Here is an 18363-nt window from a genome sequence, read left to right as displayed (position 1 = left end):
AAGCTGGCGGCACAACATGCGGAAATAGATCACAGAAAAGCGGAAATAGATCATCTACGCTTATTTATTGCAAGTGTACTGTGGTACACAGAAGAACCTGAAGCTGCCTGGCGATGAATTGGCAATCGAAAGAGGGGGACATCATGTATAAAATTCTCGTTGTGGATGATGAGCCGAGAGTGAGTGCAGGAATCCGAAACTTCCTGCTCACTTCGGAGTTGAACATCACGGAGGTGGAGACGGCCATCAATGGCTTTGAAGCGATTGACTACTTGAGGATGGACCATTTCGATCTGGTGCTGACCGATATCCAGATGGGCCGGATGAGTGGAATTGAATTAATGGAGAATATCTATATGGAGCAGTGGAATGTTCCGGTGATTGTCATTTCGGCCCATGAGAAGTTTGATTTCGCCAAAAAATCGCTCCGGCTCGGAGCCAAGGATTATCTGGTGAAGCCGGTGGAGCGGACGGAACTCCTGCGGGTAGTCCGCAAAGCATTAACCCAGAAGGAGCTTCCGGGGAAAAGCGCGCAGGGGGAGCACAAGCACATCCAGGAGCATTCCCGGCGCGAGGAGTGGCTGATGGAGCTGGTCACCGAGCGGAATCTGTCGCAGCAGGATATTGAAGAGATCACCGGCGAATTGGGCGGCCTGCTGCAAGGGCCCTATTTCGGAGTGATCTCCATCCGTATCGATTACAGCCAGGCCGGATTCAGCCGCCAACAGGTTACGCTGCATGACCGCAAGCTGCTGAAATATGCGGCTCTCAATATTATGAACGAAACGTTATCCGAATGGGATGGCATCACCTTCAACGGCTTCGGCCATTCGATCATCAGCATCATCCAGTTGTCCGCTGAAGATATGGGTGACCCCCAGGTTAGAGTGCACTCCCAGATCCAGATGATCGGGCAGATGATCGCCATGAACCTGAAGCAGCATTTGAATGCGGAGGCGATCATCGGACTCAGCACACTTGGCGGGGGTGTCTCTACGCTTCCGGGACTGCTGGAAGAAGCGGATACGGCTGCCGGGCGGAGCAGCATTCATCCCGGGCAAAAGGTGTTCTATTATGGCGATATCGCCATGCAGGAGCATCTCAGCAGAGGGCAGCAGCAGCCGGATTCCGCGCAACAGCCGCCGCCGCAGAACCCGGCCGGAGATCCGAGTGTAATCTCACGGATTACAAGCTACATCCAGAACCATTACCGGAATCCGGCGCTGAAGATCCAGGATATTTCCGAGGAGGTGCATTTCAGCGCCGCCCATCTGGGTTATATTTTCAAGCGTGATATGAAAACCAACCTCTGGGACTATGTGACTGCACTGCGAATGGAGGAGGCCAAGCGCCTTATGATTGCTACGGACAAGAAGCGGTATGAAATCGCCTATGCGGTAGGGTATGAATCGCCGGAGCACTTCAGCCGGATGTTCAAGCGGGTGCTGGGCCTCACTCCGGCAGAATTCCGCAAACAGGCCAGAGGAGGGGACCGGGCTGAAGCTGAAACCTAAACTCAAGCTCAAACATAAAGTCATCCTCGCCTTCCTGCTCTGCATCGTGCTCCCGTTCCTAGTGGTGGGCTGGATTTCAGCGTATGTGGCGCTTCACACGATCAAGGAAGAGGTCGGCAGTACCACCCTGCAACTGGTGAAGCAGAATCATGTCACGCTGGACAAAACGATATCGGCGATCAATGACCGGACGATCACGCTGCTGGATAATCATTTTTTCAGCAATCCGGCAGGGTACAGCTTCTGGACGGGGATTGATACCCTGAATGAAATCCAGCAGGCTGACAACATTCTGGAGAGCTGGTCTACCGGCGGCACAGAATATGCGATATATATGAAGAACATTGAGCGCAGGGATACGCCGTTCGATCTGTCTCACAAGACCAAAGGGTTCAAATATCTGGACCAGGTGAACAGCGGATTGCCGGACGTGATGGTCAAGCAGATGGATATCAGCGGGGCAGGGGCGCTGCGCGTCATTCCTTCAGCTACGGGCGAGCGGACGGTCTCCTTCATGCGCAGTATTCTGAACCCCCGGAATTATAACGAGGTGATCGGGCTGCTGGTCGTCCATAAGGTTGAGGTGATGCTGACCCGGGATATGGTCTCGGTGGAGCTGCCTGCTGCGGCCGGAGCCTTCTTATTCAATGATAACGGGGAGCTGCTGATGTCCACCGGGTCAGGCAGCATTTCTGCGGCCGAGATCGGCAAGAACACCGAACCGGACGCCGCTTACGGCTATACCTTCGCACAAGAAGGCGGGGAGGAGTGGCTCTATGCGTATTCGGACAGCTCCAGATTCCACACCCGGTTATTGTACAAAATCCCGCTGGCATCCATTACCGGCAAGCAAGTCTGGTTTCAAAAGCTGCTGGTGCTCATCTCCTTTGTTTTTCTGGCTTTTGTCCTGATGTTTGTTCTCTATCTGGTAAGACTTGTCGTCAAGCCGGTCGTGAAGCTCGTCTCTGTGATGAAAATTTATGAGCCCGGCATCAAGCTGCCGTTGTCCGAGGAGCCGCTCCGGCATGATGAATTCGGCATTCTGCAGGGATCATTCGTGAAAATGACCCGCAGGCTGGATCATTCGATTGAAGAAAATTACGGGATGAAGCTGAAGCAGAAGGAATATGAGCTGCTGATGCTCCAATCCCAGATTACCCCCCATTATCTGTACAACACCCTGGACTCGATCTACTGGTATGCGCTGGATAGCGGAAACGGCGAGGTGGGCGAAATGGTCAGGGACTTGTCCATGCTGCTGCGCATCGGACTTAGCCGGGGCCGGACCATGATTACGGCCGGGGAAGAACTGGAGCATGCCCAGGCGTATACCCGGCTGCAAACCAAACGTTATCCGGGTACCTTTGAGGTCTGTTGGCAGATTGAGGATACCTTGAGGGACTATGAGACGCCCAAGGTCATTATCCAGCCGCTGATCGAGAATGCCATTCTTCACGGCGTACGCGGGATGGACGGAGAAGGAGAGATCCGGGTATCTGCTGTTCAAGCGGAAGGAACGCTCCGCTTCATCGTCGAGGACAACGGGCATCTGCCGGTAGATCTGGAGGAGCTTGCCGCCATCCTGCGGGAAGAGCATAGTGCAAGAGGCTACGGAATCCGCAACGTGCACCAGCGTATCCAGCTCCATTACGGCGAGGCCTACGGATTAACCTATGAGCGAACCGGGGAGGGGTGGACACGGGCGATCATTACCTTGCCGCTGCGCCGGACGAAGACCGAACCTGCCGGCAACTGAGTGATAAAAGATCACGTTTTTACAGGAATCCATCATCGAAGCGGTGGCAGGATGGTTCTATAATTAGTCCATGAAAGGAGTAATGGACATGAGTAGAACCACCGGATTCTCAAGCTTTATCCATGCCATGTGGAAGTACAAGGCGCTGACACTGATGATGCTGCCAGCGGTGCTTGTCCTGCTGGCGCACAGTTATCTGCCGATGTTCGGCATCTTTATTGCCTTCAAGAATGTGAATTATCTGGACGGGATTTGGGGCAGTCCCTGGGTAGGCTTCGATAATTTCCAGTTCCTGTTCTCCTCGGGGGATATGTGGAGAATTGTAAGAAACACACTTCTGTACAGCTTGACCTTCATGATTATGAACCTGGTGCTGTCGGTATCGATTGCGGTAGCCATCAATGAGATCCGGCGGCGGCTGCTGGCGAAGGTGTATCAGAGCTTCATCATCCTGCCGCACTTCCTGTCCATGGTGGTGGTGAGTTATCTCGTATACGCTTTCCTGCAGCCGGATCACGGCTTCATCAATGCCACAGTGCTTAAGGCCTTCGGGCAAGACCCTGTCTTCTGGTACTCGGAGAAGGAATATTGGCCTTACATCCTGGTGTTTGTCAACGCCTGGAAGCATGCGGGCTTCGGCGCAGTGATCTATATCGCGGCGATTGCCGGAATCGATCCGGAATATTACGAGGCGGCGCTGATTGACGGGGCTTCCAAGTGGAAGCAGATTACGCATATCACGCTCCCTTTTATCCGGCCGGTCATCATTATTATGACGATTCTGTCCATGGGCAGCATCTTCAGCTCTGACTTCGGACTGTTCTTCCAGGTGCCCATGAATTCGGGAGCGCTGTATCCGGTAACAGATACCGTGGATACGTATGTCTACCGCGCCCTGATGCAATTGAATGATATCGGAATGTCCTCGGCAACGGCGCTGGTCCAATCGGTGGTGGGCTTCATTATGGTCATTGCCACCAACAGTATGGTCAGACGGATTGACCGGGAACAGGCACTATTCTAATCAAAGGAGAATCATCATGGCGAATGACACCAGCAGCTCGATCGGCGGAAACTCCGCATTGTCAAATGTACTTTTAAATCTGGCCTTTGTGATCCTCTCACTCCTTTGCTTTTTGCCTGTTCTGCTTGTGATCATTGTCTCCTTCACAGACGGGCAGTCCATTCTGACTCAGGGGTACAGCTTCATTCCGAATAAGTGGTCCTTCATTGCCTATGAGTCGATCTTCAAGGACTGGATGACGATTGTGTCGGGATATCGCGTGAGTATCACCATCACTATTGCAGGTACAGCGCTTAGCGTGCTGCTCATGGCAATGTATGCTTATCCCATCTCGCGTGCGGATTATCCGTTCCGTAATGTGTTTACCTTCTTCCTGTTCTTCACGATGCTGTTCAATGGAGGAATGGTCAGCAGATATCTGATCTATACACAAGCGCTGCATATCAAGGATTCGTATATGGCGCTGATTCTGCCCATGCTGATTGTGCCGTTCAACGTCATTATTATGCGGACCTTCTTCCAGACGACCATTCATCCTGCGGTGATCGAATCGGCCAGAATTGACGGTGCGGGGGAGCTGAGAATCTTCCTGCGGATCGTGCTGCCGCTCTCGTTGCCGGTCCTGGCGACCATGGCCCTGTTCAGTACCATCGGCTATTGGAACGACTGGTTCAATGCACTGCTGTATATCACCAGCGAGGATAAGTATCCGCTGCAGTATCTGATGATGCGTGTCCTCAACGATGTGCAGTACCTGCGCAATAATGTGGAGTTGGCTGCCCAGAATCCCAATATGATGAAGAATCTTCCGAACGAATCCCTGCAGATGGCGATGGCGGTGATCGGGATGGGACCGATTCTGATTGCGTATCCGTTCTTTCAGAAGTATTTTGTCAAAGGCCTGACGGTCGGGGCAGTAAAAGGCTAAAGCGTGGTGGAACCGGCATCAGCACAGGCTGCCTGCCGTTCTATATAGAAGCATAATCATCTAGGGGAGGGTTAATATGACAAAGTTAAAAGGGCGCAGACCGCTATTCACGGCGATTCTTCTGGTTCTGGCGTTATCCTTGCAAGCGTGCTCAGGCGGTAACAACGGGGGTTCTGCCGAACCGTCAGCTTCAAGCAGCGCGGCCGCTACGAACAGCACGAGCAGTGCGGAGCCTGCCGGTGGTGCGGAAGCACTGAAGCCTTACGAGGTATCCATCATCTACTTCGGTGCGCCGCAGCGGGATGACGCACTGGTCGAAGCCAAGCTCAGTGAATATTTCAAGGAGAAATTCAATGCCACCGTGGATCTTCAGCCGATTGCCTCCAGCGAATACAAGCAGAAGACCGAGCTGATGCTCAATGCCGGAGAACCGATGGACCTTGTATTCACCGCTTCCTGGCTTAATTTCTTCGGCAATGTGGCCAAGGGCGCATTCCTCGATCTGGATGATCTGCTGGCCAAATACGGGCAGGGCATCTCGGAGAACCTGAATCCGATCTATCTGGAGGCTCCGCGCTACAAAGGCAAGCTGTACGGCATTCCAACCAACAAAGAGATTACCCAAGGCAAGGCTTACACGTACCGCAAGGATATCATCGACAAATATAATATTCCTATCGAGGATATTAAGACGATGTCCGACTTTGAACCCTGGTTCAAGCTGCTGAAGGAGAAGGAGCCGGGGCTGATCCTGGACTTCATTAAGGAGTCGGGCGAAGGGATGATGTATGAGACCCGTTCGAACTTCCGCGCCATCGGACCGACGCCGAACAAGATTCCTTTATTCCTCTATGACTACACAAATACGGATAACATCCAGATTAAGTCAGTCGTTGATCCGGAGATTTCATCCATTGCCCAAGCAGAGTATGAGCTGAACCGCAGTTATTACGAGAAGGGCTACATCAACAGCGATGCTGCTACGACAACGACAGAGATCGGTGACTTAAGAAAGCAGGGTAAGATCTGGATGCAACAGGCCGTCTGGAAGCCGGGCGCGGATATTGAGTTGAAAATCGCCTCGGACAATAAATATGATTTCGTGTCCAAGGTAATTGAGGAGCCTATCGTCACTACGGATCTTGCGGCCGGATCCATGTTCTCCATCTCCCGCACCTCCAAGGACCCCGAGCGGGCTATGATGGTCTTGAATGCGCTGCATACCGATCCGTATGCCGTGAACCTGTTCGTTAACGGGATCGAAGGCACCCATTACAAGAAGATCAGCGAGAACCGGATCGAGCCGATTGCCGATTCCGGGTATGGCAGCTCGGCCCTGTTCTGGGTGGTCGGCAATCAGCTGATCAATTATCTGAAGCCGGGCCAGCCGGATGATCTGTATACAAGCTGGAAGCAATTCAATGATGAGGCCAAACGCTCTCCATTGTTGGGCTTCGTCTTCGACGAATCGCCGGTGAAGAACGAGATTACCCAGCTTACCTCGGTCATCGGTGAATACCGGGCCGCAAGCACGGGTGCTATTCCTGACCCTGCCAAAATGCTTGCGGAACGCAATGAGAAGTTGAAGAAGGCTGGCATTGAGAAGGTCAAGACCGAACTGCAGACCCAGATTGATGCCTGGAAAGCCGCGCAATAACTGACAAGTGGAAAAGATGGCAGGAGGTCCGTTGTTGCCGGGCGTCCTGCCCTCTAATTTGTAGACGAGAAAGGAAGACCTGGAGATTATGGAGACTTGGATCAACGAAGCCTGGGACTATGCCCAGAATAAATTAAGCCGTACACGGAGCCGGATCGGGGCCACCTTCCCGAATGCCACCTACGGCGGACAATATGATGCACGTGACCTGGATTGCTGGACCAACGGATTCTGGCCGGGCATTCTGTGGCTGGCTTACCGGGCCACAGGCGATGAGGAATACCGGCGCATTGCCGAGAGCTGCGAGGAGCAACTGGACACGCCGCTTCAGGAATATGAACAGCTTCATCACGATAACGGCTTCCTCTGGAGTCTGTCAGCGGTTGCTGATTACAAGCTCACCGGTAACAGGCTGTCCCGGAGAAGAGGGCTGATCGCTGCCAGTCATCTGGCCAGCCGGTTTAATCTCAAGGGGAATTTCATCCGTGCCTGGCTGCATGAAGGCAGTGAAGGTCTGGCGATCATCGATTGCATGATGAACCTTGGACTGCTGTACTGGGCCAGCGGGGAACTACAGGACCCGCGGTATCGTCACATCGCTGTCGCCCATTCGGAGATGGCGCTGCGGGAATTCATCCGGGAGGACGGCTCGGTACATCATATCGTCCGCTTCGATCCCGAGACGGGAGAGCGGATTGAGGCGCTGGGCGGACAAGGGTATAGTCCGGATTCCGCCTGGTCGCGCGGATCAGCCTGGGCGATCTACGGATTTGCGATCGGGTACCGGTATACAGGTGACATCCGGTTCATGAATGCCGCCAGAGCGGCAGCGGATTACTTCGTTGCTGCGCTGCCGGAGGATCTGGTGCCGCCCTGGGATTTCCGCGCGCCTGCCGATCAGCTATGGGCCAAGGATTCAACGGCTGCTGCCTGCGCGGCCAGCGGAATGCTGGAGATAGCGTATCTGCTGGAGGGCGAAGAAGCCGACCGGTACCGGAAGCTCGGAAGTGCCATCACGGAATCGCTGTTTCGCCACTACGCGCCTGAAGATCCGGCGGAAGAGGCGCTCATTACCAAGGGAACCGGCAGCTTCCCGGCTGGTGCCGAAGTCGAGGTGCCGATCATCTACGGCGACTATTTCTTCCTGGAGGCCTTGCTGAAGCTCAAGGGAGAGAATGAAATCTTTTGGTAGAGGGAGCGGATTCATGGTAAGGAAGGAGGACTTAATTTGAGCAAAAGAAGAGTGGATCATGTCGATCCGTTCATCGGGGTGGACGGGGAGAATAACTGCCTGTGCGGGCCTTATCTGCCGAACAGTATCGTAAGGCTTGGACCGGATACCCTGCCACCGCACCTATCTCACGGGTACGACAGCTCGCGGCCGATTATCCGGTTCAGTCATACGCATGTCAGCGGAACCGGTGGCGGCGGGCGTTATGGCAATGTCGGCTTCACCCCCTATACCGGAATGCCGAGGTTTCAGTTGGACCCTTATGAGAAGGGGGATGAACATGCCGAAGCTGGCTATTACAGCGTGAAGCTACTGCCTGCCGCCATCCAGGCTGAATTGACCAGCACGATGCGGACCGGAGTCCACCGTTACACCTATCCGGCGAATGATTTGGCGGGTCTGCTGATTGATGCCGGGGCGGTGATTCAGGTTGGCGGGGATGAACCGGGGAAGACCACCGGAGTCTCGACCGGGGGTTATATTGAAGTTCTGTCCGAGTATGAGCTGGCAGGCCGCTGCGACCTGCGCGGGGGCTGGGGACACGAATTCCCTTATTCCGTCTACTTCTATATTCGCTTCGATCAGCCAATACAGAGCCATATGCTGATGGATGCGGGCGGAGTACGCCAAGGGCCGTCTGTAGATGGCGCGAACTGCAAGGCTTCCCTTAGCTTCGGCGATTGCGGAGTCCTGGTGGCGAAGACTGGCATCTCATATGTTAGTGTCGGCAAGGCCAGGGCCAGTGTAGACCGGGAGGCAGCTGCCGGATTTGATGACATCCTCCAGGCGGCCAGTGACATCTGGGAGGATAAGCTCAGCAGAGTCACAGTGGAAGGGGGCAGCGTGGAGCATACCCGGCTGTTCTATACCCTGATGACCCGTCTGTTCTGTATGCCGAGTGACCTCGGAGTAGATGATGAGAACTTCGCCTGGGAATCAGGGGTCCGGCATTATACCGACCTGTACGCGCTCTGGGACAGTGTGCGGAATGCCAATTCGTTGATTACACTGCTCGACCCCAAGCTTGAAGTAGATATCCTGAATTGTCTGCTGGACATCGCGGACCATACCGGCTGGCTGCCGGACGCCTGGATCATGGGGCATAGCGCCATGATCCAAGGCGGAAGCTCTGCCGATATTCTGTTCTGTGAAGCGGCGCTGAAGAAGCTGGAGGGGATCGACTACGCGAAGGCCCTCAAGCAGATGCGCAAGAATAATGAGGTTCCTTCACCGGACACCTGGCTCTATGGCCGTCATCTTAAGGACTATCATACTCTGGGGTATCTGTCCACGGATGTGAAGAAGAACTGTGTGTCCCGCCATATGGAATATGCCTATCAGGACTGGTGCATCGGCCGTCTGGCCGAGGAGCTTGGGCAGGAGGAGACGGCTACGGAGTATTATACAAGCTCGGAGAAGCTGTGGAATCTGTGGCGGGAGGAGCTGAAGTGTTTTGCACCCCGGCTGTCCGGCGGGGACTGGGTCCCTTCATTTGACCCGGAATCCTGTCTGCCGGATTCATGGAATGATCCGTATTTCTACGAGGGCACCAGTCTGCAATGGTCGTTCAGCACCCATCATGATTTTCATGGACTTGTTGAACGGCATGGGGGAGCGGAGGCCTTTGTCCGGCATTTAGATTATTTTTTTGACGGGGGCTTCTATAACTCCAAGGAAACGATGCTGCATATTCCTTATCTATATATCTATGCGGGCAGGCCGGACCGGGCGGCTGACCGGGTACGGGAATGCCTGGAGCAATACTTCCGGGCTGAGCGTGACGGGTTGGGGGATAACGAGGATATGGGCTGCCAAAGTGCCTTTTACATCTGTTCAGCGATGGGCTTGTATCCGTTGATGGGTCAGGACCTCTATTTCCTGGTGCCTCCGGTATTCAATAAGGTGACGCTGCTGTTGGGAGCACAGGCGAATCCGGTTCCTCTGACGATTGAGACACAAGGAGCAGGCAGCGGGTCCGGCAAAAGGTATATTCTGTCTGCTTCGCTGAACGGACAGGAGCTGAACCGCGCCTGGGTCCGCCATGAAGAAATCGCCGGAGGAGGCACGCTTCTTCTGGAGCTGGGCGTTAAACCCGGGGAGTGGGGAAGCCTTATTCCACCTTCTCCGCTCGCGGAGCGGGAGCAAGGCAAACAACTGTCAAGGTAGGGCAGTAGGCTCAAGGAGAGAATGTCCATGCAGAGCTTAAAAAACAAATGGCTGCAATATCTCGTGGGAGATACGCTTCGTCCGGAATCGCTGAAGCGGGTCCGCGATGCCCGGGATAAGATGCTTTATCATCAGAAGCTGCTGTGGGTAGATATCCCGTATCAGGAGAATGCAGCGGATGTATTTCAGATCATCCTCCGTTTGAAGGAGATGGCCATCGCGCTGAAGTCTCCCAAATGTACCTATTATATGGACTATTCATTAAGGCTAAGGATCATTTATGGATTAGAATGGCTGTCTGAGCATAGATACAACGAAACCTGTCAGCCCTATGGCAACTGGTGGTATTGGGAGATTGGCGTGCCGATTGCGTTACTGGAGACGCTGCTGCTCATGGAGAATCTGCTGGATACAGAGCTTATAGAGCGTCTGCTCCTCCCCGTAGACAAATACGTGGGTGATCCGGCCTTTCATGCTCAGTGGTTCGCAGCGAAGGCTCCGCCTGCAACGGGAGCGAATCTGGTCTGGAAATCTACGGCGGCTGCCCTGGCTGCCGTTATCCGGGGCGACGGGCAGAAGCTGTCCGCCGCCCGGAATGCATTGCTTCCGCTGTTCAGGTATGCGAAGGAAGGGGACGGCTTCTACGAGGACGGCTCCTTCCTTCAGCATGACAGATATGCCTATACTGGCGGATATGGAGTCTCGCTGCTACATGATGTGGTCCGCCTGATGGTATGGCTGCACAGTACCCCCTGGGAATTGCCTGATGAAGCTCGGGATTTGACGGCCGGGTGGATTAAGGATTCATTCGTGCCTCTTATGTTCAGGGGTTCTATGCTGGATATGGTGAGCGGCAGGGAAGTCTCGCGGGAGGATTCGCAGAATCATGAGAGCGGACACTCCGTCATCACCTCCTGCCTGCGCTTCTCCCGCATACTGGGTGAGGCGGATCAGGCACGGCTGCTCTCCAGGGTGAAGGGGTGGATAGTTGCCGACACCTACAAACCGTACATCGCCGAAGCGCCGACGGATACCGCAGCTGAGGCTGGAGCGCTGCTGGACGATGAACTTGTGCCGCCTGCCCTGGAAGAGAACTTCTGCAAGCTGTTTGCCCGTATGGACCGGGTGGTGCTGCAAGGTCCGGGTTTTGCCTACTCGATCAGTATGTTCTCCAGTCGGATCTACAGCTATGAATCTATCAACAGGGAGCATCTGAAGGGCTGGTATACATCGTATGGTATGAGCCATCTGTACAATAGTGACTTGGGACAATATGCGGACGCCTTCTGGCCGACCGTTGATCCCTACCGCCTGCCCGGAACCACCGTAACGAAGACATTGCAGGAGGAGGGGGCCGGGCAAGGCCGCTTAAGCAACAGGGCTTACGTTGGCGGGGCTGTACTTCATAACCAATATGGCGCCATTGCGATGGAGCTTCAGGATGTCGTTAACGAAGGCGATGGACTGACCGCGCTCAAAAGCTGGTTTTTGTTCGGTAACCGTATTGTTGCCTTAGGTTCGGATATTAAGAGCTGTACTTCTGCCAGAGTGGAAACGATTATAGACAACCGGAAATGGAACCCGGCAGGAGACCATACGATTACAGCAGACGGAACAGAGATTTGCCGGACGCTGGGACTCACAGATACCATTCAGCCTAAGTGGATTCATATGGCGTCAAGTACCGGGGGCGCGGGTGTGGGGATTTATTTGCCTGAACGCTGCTGCGTCCGTGCCTTGCGCGAGGCCCGGCAAGGGAGCTGGAAGGCCATCAATGATGCCGGTCCCTCTGAGAGAGTAGAACGGTTATACCAGACGTTGTGGTTCGATCATGGAGCAGCGCCACAGGGAGATACCTATGCCTACATGCTGTTGCCTGGCTGGAGTGAAGAAGAGACGGCTGGTTTTGCCGGGGCTCCAAGTATACGGATTGTGGAATTGAATGAACGGGTGCATGCGGTGGAAGATACCGGATTGGGGCTATTCGCCGTGCATTTCTGGCAGCCAGGCTGGTATAAAAGCGGGGGGATTGCTTGCAGCGGTCAAGCCTCTATTGTGCTGCGTAGGAATCCGGCAGGCTGGAGTCTAGCTATAGCTGATCCGACACAACTGCAGCGCCGTCCAATCGAAGTGGAGATTGAAGTGGATCGGCCTGTTTCCAGGGTGATCAACAAGTCAGACCGGATAATGGTTGACCTCGGTGGATCTGGTGAACTAAGTGGCCCGGGTGACCGAAGTGACCCAAGTGACGCAGGTGATTCAGGTGAACCTAGTGATTCTGGAGACACCGGGGCCCCTGGAAACCCCAGAAAGGTTAGACTGGTGTTCGACCCTGACGGTGCCGGGGGCGATTCGTTCCATGTGGAGCTGGGGGCCTGAGGCGAATCTATGAAAATGCACTTCAAGTGAATGACTCTGCGGAGTATGGTAGAATAATCCCAATGATTTTAGAGGGGGAGTACCATGCAGATTTCAATTACCGATGATTTCGCAGATGAACGTTTCCTGCAGTTCGTAAGGTATCACTTCTGCGGTGGCCGTGAATCCGTCTTCAGGAGCGATCTTGACACGGTGACTACACTGAAGCTTGAGGGCTGCAAGCTCTCAAGTCTACAGGGGATCGAACAATTTACGGCGCTTCAGGAGCTGGATTGTTCGTATAATGAGTTAACCGTGCTTGACCTTAGCCAGAATGCGGAACTCTTTACTGTGAACTGCCGGAGCAACCGGCTGATTGAGCTGAATACTCAGCCTAATCGGCTGTTGAAGGAACTGGATTGTAGCAGGAATCATATCCGTACTCTGGACCTTAGCCAGAATCATGCGCTGGAGACGCTGGAGTGTCATGAGAATATGTTGTCCAACTTAGAGTTAAGCAGCAATCCCCGGCTCAAGGTACTGAATTGCAGTTATAACTCGCTGCATGAATTGAAGCTTAGTGACAATACGGCGCTGGAGCGGGTCGATTGCGGCAGCAATTATATCATTGAGCTGGATATGGCAAGCTGTACAGAGCTGACGGAAATCCGCTGTAACCATAATCATTTAACCCGTCTGGACACCAGTGGTAATCCTTCACTTACGAGTCTGCGATGCTTCAATAATCATCTCACGAGTCTGGACCTCAGTCACAATCTGCAGTTGACCGAACTGTATTGCTCTGAGAACAAACTTACGGTACTGGATACGAGTCTTCATTCGCAGCTTGTACAACTGGATTATGCCAATAACCTCATTACGCAGCCGGATCATATGGTAGAGGGAGTAGGGATTTTTCAATATGACACTACCTTTACCTGTTATAAGGCGCAGCTTCAAATCAGGGGGAGTGAGCTTGCCGTTACAGCGGAAGTTCCCACCAAGGCCGCAATGAGCGGCTTGACTTCACAGATTCAGAAGGTGTGGGCCGGGCTGGAGGGGCTGCTTGACCGGGTATTACAGCTAATTGCGGACGCTCATCCTGATGAAGATGTGAATGAGCTGGTGCTGGCCGACTTGACGTTTGCCGAAGACCACTCCTTCCGTATCGGCTACGATGCCGGGGATACACCGGCTGGTCAGCTCTGCATCTATGCAGCATTTGACCATCAAGGTGAGCTGGCCGACCAGCTTAGTTATGAAATGTACTAAGCTGGTAAGCTGTGGGTGGTAAGCCGCAGGCTGTAACCCGCGGGCTGCAAAGCGCAAGGAGTAACCCGTAACCCCAAGCTGTAGGAGGTATGTCGCAAGCTGCACGCCGCAGGCCGCAAGGTTTTGCGGCTTTTTTCGGAGATTCAGAGGGATAATCCCTTTGAGTAGACCTAAAGTGTGCGGCAGGCGTGAGTGAGGAGCAAAAGTATACCTCAATCCGTCAAAAGTGGGCGGCGGGCGTGTATTGTGGAGCATCTTTGCCGGAATGCTCGAAATATCATACCTTTTCTCGAATGCATGTAGTTTCTTTCACTACCGGGCTCTATCTATACTATTAAATGAAAGCGCTTCACAAGGAACGAATTTATGAGTGGGGAATGCTGGAACATTGGTGCAGAGAAGCAAGCTTGTATGAAGGGAAGCCGCAACATGAGCGCAGCAACAGCAAGCTTGTGTGTGATGGAAAGCCAGACTATCTGTTTTGTGAAAATGTTGAATACGGCGACAAGGGGGATTATGGATGAGAAGGTTGCTAATGAGAGGAACGTTAACGAGAGGGTTACTCATGAAAAGCGGTTTGATGGTGTTAGTGCTACTGCTGCTGGTCAGCGGCTTGGGAGGAGTAGCGAAACGTGCCCGTGCTGCGGATGAATTCGACGGGATGCGGGAGAATCGGAAGGTGATGCTGACCGGAGGGGCCTCTCTGAATACGGCGGATGCTGATCTTGCCGCAGCCCTTACCAAGCTGGGGAATGAAGCCAGCGGCTACTGGCAGACGATGAACACCGCAGCTGGCCGGACCTATCTGTGGAGCGATAACCCGGGCATCGGGAACTCGATTCATATCCGGGTGACCTATGAACGGCTGAAGACAATGGCGCTTGCCTACGCTACTTCCGGTACCTCTCTCTATGGAGACAGCCTGCTCGGGAGCGATATCGTGGCTGCCCTCGATTATATGTACGCCACCAGATACCATGAGGGGGTAACGCCGGTAGCCAGCGGAACAAGCAACTGGTGGGATTGGCAAATCGGTATTCCTTTGCAGCTTAACGACATAACGGTGCTGATGTACGACTCTCTTAGCCCGGCACAAGTCACGAATTATATGACAGCCGTGGAACGCTTCTCGCCCGCCGTTACCCTGACAGGAGCTAACCGCACCTGGAAGGCGATGGTAGTCGGTGAGCGGGGCATGCTGGTCAAAGACGGGACCAAGCTCGCCGCCGCCCGCGACGGGCTGTCCTCCGTTTTCAACTATACGCTCAGCGGAGACGGCTTCTACCGGGATGGCTCATTTATTCAGCATAACAATATCCCCTACACCGGAGGTTACGGTATTGACCTGCTGCTGGCCGTCAGTGATCTGATGGGGATGCTTCATGGCTCCTCCTGGCAGGTGACCGACTCCAAGCAGTCTAATGTATGGGAATGGGTGTACAACGCTTATCAGCCGGTGATGTACAAGGGCGCTATCATGGACATGGTACGAGGCAGAGAGATCTCCAGGCATTATAGCCAGGATCACGATGCGGGTCATCGGGTGATGCAGGGGATTTTGAGCTTATCCCGGATTGCGCCGCCTGCGCAAGCAGATGATTTCAAGCGGATGCTGAAGGGCTGGATCCTGTCGGATACCTTCAAGTCCTTCAACGAAGATGCACCCGTTCCAGCCATTGCTCTGGCCAAAAGCATTAGCAGCGACCCGGCCATCGAACCTGCGGCAGAGCTTACCGGCTACAAGCAGTTCGCGGCGATGGACCGGGCGGTCCAGCACAGGCCGGGCTACAGCTTCGGACTGGCGATGTATTCCAGCCGGATCGCCAGCTATGAAGCGATTAACAGCGAGAACGCCAAAGCCTGGTATACCTCCGCTGGAATGACCAGCTTATACAACAGTGATCTTGGTCAATACAGCGATGACTACTGGCCGACCGTAGATAATTTCAGGCTGCCGGGAACAACGGTGCTGTCCCAGACCCCTTCAAGCAGCCACACCAGTGCTAAGAACTGGACCGGCGGCACTGACCTCCAGAATCTGTACGGAAGCTCAGGCATGGACCTGCAGTATGGAGATCATACGCTTGGCGCCAGGAAATCATGGTTCATGTTCGATGACGAAGTTGTAGCTCTCGGCGCAGGAATTACCAGCACGGATCATATTGCCGTCGAGACCATTGTGGAGAACCGGAAGCTGAACACGGCGGGCAGCAATACGCTTACTGTAAATGGTGAAGTGAAGCCATCCACGCTGGCTTGGTCAGATACCATGGACCAGGTAGAATGGGCTCATCTGTCCGGCAGCACCGCCGGTGCGGATACCGGATATTATTTTCCGCAGACCGTCTCACTTGCCATGAAGAGAGAAGCCAGAACAGGTAACTGGAAGCAGATCAATCCCCGTCCGGTCACACCTTCTACGCCGGTAACCCGCAATTATATGACCATGTGGCTGGATCATGGTGTCGATACGAGCGGGGGCGACTATCAATATGTCCTGCTGCCGGGCAAGACTGCCGCTCAAGTGGCCGCTTATGCTGCTGCACCCGACATTGAAGTGCTTGCGAATTCATCCGGTGTACAAGCGGTAAAAGAAACGCAGCTCGGTATCGTCGGGGCGAACTTTTGGGAGGATGTGACAAGCTCCGCAGATCTGATCACCGTCAACAAGAAAGCGGCGGTGATGACCCGGGAAGCTGGAGATACATTGGAGCTGTCTGTCAGTGATCCGACGCAAGCGGGCACCGGCGTGATTAAAGTGGAGCTGGACCGTTCAGCAAGCGGGTATACAGCCGACTCGGGGATTACAGTCACTCAATTAAGTCCGACGATCCGGTTATCGGTAAATGTCAGCTCAGCCAAAGGCAAGACCTTCAAGGCCTCCTTCGACCTGGGCAGCGGTACACCTCCTACTCTCCCTGGAGAAGAGGTTATTGTGGATAATAACGACACCACCGGGGTGCTGAAGACGGGAAGCTGGAAGACTGCTGCGGTCCAGACGGACCGGTACGGGATTAACTATCTTCATGATGACAACAGCGGCAAAGGCAGCAAGAGCGTTACCTTTACGCCAGACCTGCCCGCCACCGCCACCTACAGCGTCTATATGATGTGGCCGCAGCATGTTAACCGCGCCACGGCAATTCCCGTTGAAGTCATTCATTCCGGAGGGGCGGCAACGCTGAATATAGATCAGACCACGAATGGCGGAGCCTGGAATCTGATTGGCACCTATTCCTTCACGGCAGGCACCTCCGGGAGTGTGACCATCCGTAATAATGGAACGACCGGATATGTCGCTGCCGATGCGGTGAGGTGGGTGCGGAATCCTTAACAGAAAAAAGGCCTATGCAATGATGCATGGGCCTTCTGCTGCTGCGGTATGCGGTAGGTCGGAGCTTCTTACAGGGAGCTGAAGATAGCTTCAGTTGCAAGTTCGCCTCCGGCTTACAGCTCAACCCGCCAATTCCCCAGCCGTTTGGCGATTTCCGGGTCCCGGTGGGAGAAGAACAGGCTCTCGCCCGTATCAAGTAGGGCAATCTGAGCTAAATCGTCTGCACTCAGCGCAAAATCAAAAATATCAAAGTTCTCCACAATCCGCTCTTTGCGCACGGACTTCGGAATCGCCACGATATCACGCTGGATCAGCCAGCGTAGCACAACCTGGGCGACGGATTTGTTATGCTTAGCGGCAATCCCGGTTAACACTTCATTGCTGAACAGGTTGTTGCGCCCTTCGGCAAACGGTCCCCATGATTCAATCTGTACACCTTGTTCCTTCATAAAAGCAGCGTTATCCGTCTGCTGAAGGAACGGATGTGTCTCCACCTGATTGACAGCAGGAACGACCTTGTTATGGACGATGAGGTCCATCAGGCGGTCCGGGAGGAAGTTGCTGACCCCGATCGCTCTGATTTTGCCTTCATCGTACAGCTCTTCCATCGCCCGCCAGGCTCCGTAATAGTCTCCGAACGGCTGATGAATGAGGTACAGATCCAGGTAGTCCAGCCCCAGCTTCTTCAGAGACTTGGCGAAGGCAAGCTTGGCACTCTCGTATCCGGCATCCTGAATCCACAGCTTGGTGGTGATGAACAGCTCTTCGCGGGGTACACCACTGCGCTTGATGGCGCGGCCCACCGCCTCTTCATTCAGATAACCGGCAGCCGTATCGATTAGGCGGTAGCCTGCCATCAGTGCTTCGTACACAACGTTCTCACATTCTTCGCTATCCGGAACCTGATAGACACCAAAGCCGAGGATCGGCATTTTTACTCCGTTATTTAACGTTACAGTCTGCATGATTTTGTCCTCCTAAGGTATATTTAGTGTAATGGCAAACGGCTAGATGTTCCGGGAAAGTAAACCCGGACAGCAGCACCTCAGCGGGGATTCCGCTGGCTCCCGATTTGCTATACAATAAGCCTATCGCCTTCGTGTAACACGAAGTCAAGCAGGGC

11 protein-coding genes are annotated in these 18363 nt (G+C 54.0%); 10 read left to right on the top strand and 1 reads right to left on the bottom strand.

The genetic code is table 11. The features are described from left to right. Nucleotides 1-143: 143 nt before the first annotated feature. The 10 genes from J2Z70_RS24310 (at nt 144) to J2Z70_RS24265 (ending at nt 17240) form a co-directional block, all read left to right on the top strand. Nucleotides 144-1514 carry a response regulator transcription factor gene (locus J2Z70_RS24310; protein WP_209877470.1) on the top strand — a complete coding sequence of 457 codons (1371 nt, stop codon included), beginning with the start codon at nt 144-146 and terminating at the stop codon, nt 1512-1514. Beyond that, entirely contained in the window at nt 1405-3270 is a 1866-nt protein-coding gene (locus tag J2Z70_RS24305; protein WP_209877468.1) for a sensor histidine kinase, read from the top strand. Before J2Z70_RS24310 ends, J2Z70_RS24305 begins: the two co-directional genes overlap by 110 nt. Nucleotides 3271-3358: 88 nt before the next feature. Next, nucleotides 3359-4294, top strand: a complete 936-nt coding sequence (locus J2Z70_RS24300) for an ABC transporter permease (protein ID WP_209877466.1) — start codon at nt 3359-3361, stop codon at nt 4292-4294. A 16-nt stretch (nt 4295-4310) separates the two neighbouring features. Further along, entirely contained in the window at nt 4311-5222 is a 912-nt protein-coding gene (locus J2Z70_RS24295) for a carbohydrate ABC transporter permease (RefSeq protein WP_209877464.1), read from the top strand. A 76-nt stretch (nt 5223-5298) separates the two neighbouring features. After that, complete coding sequence (locus J2Z70_RS24290) at nt 5299-6879, top strand: ABC transporter substrate-binding protein (RefSeq protein ID WP_209877463.1); 1581 nt, start codon at nt 5299-5301, stop codon at nt 6877-6879. An 88-nt stretch (nt 6880-6967) separates the two neighbouring features. After that, nucleotides 6968-8071, top strand: coding sequence for a glycoside hydrolase family 88 protein (locus tag J2Z70_RS24285; RefSeq protein WP_209877461.1), 1104 nt, complete (start codon nt 6968-6970; stop codon nt 8069-8071). Between the two features lie 36 nt (nt 8072-8107). After that, nucleotides 8108-10276, top strand: a complete 2169-nt coding sequence (locus tag J2Z70_RS24280) for a GH92 family glycosyl hydrolase (protein WP_209877459.1) — start codon at nt 8108-8110, stop codon at nt 10274-10276. A gap of 27 nt (nt 10277-10303) precedes the next feature. Beyond that, nucleotides 10304-12655 carry a polysaccharide lyase 8 family protein gene (locus J2Z70_RS24275; RefSeq protein WP_209877456.1) on the top strand — a complete coding sequence of 784 codons (2352 nt, stop codon included), beginning with the start codon at nt 10304-10306 and terminating at the stop codon, nt 12653-12655. An 84-nt stretch (nt 12656-12739) separates the two neighbouring features. Then, nucleotides 12740-13906, top strand: coding sequence for a leucine-rich repeat domain-containing protein (locus J2Z70_RS24270; RefSeq protein WP_245368489.1), 1167 nt, complete (start codon nt 12740-12742; stop codon nt 13904-13906). 565 nt (nt 13907-14471) lie between these two features. Further along, nucleotides 14472-17240: a polysaccharide lyase family 8 super-sandwich domain-containing protein gene (locus J2Z70_RS24265; RefSeq protein ID WP_209877454.1), complete on the top strand. Its 2769-nt coding sequence runs from the start codon at nt 14472-14474 to the stop codon at nt 17238-17240. A gap of 113 nt (nt 17241-17353) precedes the next feature. Here J2Z70_RS24265 and J2Z70_RS24260 read toward each other — a convergent pair whose 3' ends face one another. Next, nucleotides 17354-18205 carry an aldo/keto reductase gene (locus J2Z70_RS24260; RefSeq protein WP_209877452.1) on the bottom strand — a complete coding sequence of 284 codons (852 nt, stop codon included), beginning with the start codon at nt 18203-18205 and terminating at the stop codon, nt 17354-17356. Nucleotides 18206-18363: the final 158 nt, after the last annotated feature.

It is taken from the genome of Paenibacillus silagei (assembly GCF_017874735.1).
Lineage (GTDB): Bacteria > Bacillota > Bacilli > Paenibacillales > Paenibacillaceae > Paenibacillus_AQ > Paenibacillus_AQ silagei.
This window is presented reverse-complemented; position numbering and strand designations above follow the sequence as displayed.

Coding starts and splice junctions, on each gene's coding strand:
- J2Z70_RS24265 (WP_209877454.1), top strand. CDS start 14,472: ATGAAAAGCGGTTTGATGGTGTTAGTGCTACTGCTGCTGGTCAGCGGC.
- J2Z70_RS24300 (WP_209877466.1), top strand. CDS start 3,359: ATGAGTAGAACCACCGGATTCTCAAGCTTTATCCATGCCATGTGGAAG.
- J2Z70_RS24260 (WP_209877452.1), bottom strand. CDS start 18,205: ATGCAGACTGTAACGTTAAATAACGGAGTAAAAATGCCGATCCTCGGC.
- J2Z70_RS24270 (WP_245368489.1), top strand. CDS start 12,740: ATGCAGATTTCAATTACCGATGATTTCGCAGATGAACGTTTCCTGCAG.
- J2Z70_RS24295 (WP_209877464.1), top strand. CDS start 4,311: ATGGCGAATGACACCAGCAGCTCGATCGGCGGAAACTCCGCATTGTCA.
- J2Z70_RS24310 (WP_209877470.1), top strand. CDS start 144: ATGTATAAAATTCTCGTTGTGGATGATGAGCCGAGAGTGAGTGCAGGA.
- J2Z70_RS24305 (WP_209877468.1), top strand. CDS start 1,405: ATGAATCGCCGGAGCACTTCAGCCGGATGTTCAAGCGGGTGCTGGGCC.
- J2Z70_RS24275 (WP_209877456.1), top strand. CDS start 10,304: ATGCAGAGCTTAAAAAACAAATGGCTGCAATATCTCGTGGGAGATACG.
- J2Z70_RS24290 (WP_209877463.1), top strand. CDS start 5,299: ATGACAAAGTTAAAAGGGCGCAGACCGCTATTCACGGCGATTCTTCTG.
- J2Z70_RS24285 (WP_209877461.1), top strand. CDS start 6,968: ATGGAGACTTGGATCAACGAAGCCTGGGACTATGCCCAGAATAAATTA.